The following is a 423-nucleotide window of genomic DNA, read 5'->3' as shown; positions in this document are numbered from 1 at the left end:
CTAAAAATCTTCATGACATATTAAAAAGTGAGCTAACAAAAATTCGTCTTGGTGCAAATAGTGCGGATCGAAATACACAAGTTTTAATTGAGTTATTAAATGGTTATTTCTTTTTAGAAGGCGTAGACAGCATTATTACGACTGATAAACAGGAGATGGAAAGTGTGAAGATGGCAAAGAAAACTGTGGAAGAACGAATTAGCCATTTAAGACAAAAACGTTTAGATCATGAGGCATCAAAGAACAATGTAACGTAAGCTACATTGTTTCTTTTTATAAAAAAATAGGAGGTTATTTAGATGTTACTATTTCATGAAGATATCGCATTAGGAGTCATAAAAGAAATTGGAGAAGATGAAATTGTGTTACTCGTAAAGGATAAAGAATTAGTAATTAAAATTACAAGAGAACAAGTGAGAGAAC

1 pseudogene is annotated in these 423 nt (G+C 31.0%); it reads left to right on the top strand.

The window, feature by feature from the left end:
• Window positions 1–257: pseudogene (locus tag MR109_RS29795) on the top strand (hypothetical protein); the annotation flags it as partial.
• Between the last annotated feature and the right edge of the window lie 166 nt (window positions 258–423).

The sequence above is a fragment of the Bacillus cereus group sp. BfR-BA-01310 genome (assembly GCF_022664325.1).
Lineage (GTDB): Bacteria > Bacillota > Bacilli > Bacillales > Bacillaceae_G > Bacillus_A > Bacillus_A paramycoides.
The sequence above is the reverse complement of the archived record's forward strand: the minus strand, read 5'-3'. Positions and strand labels throughout refer to the sequence as shown.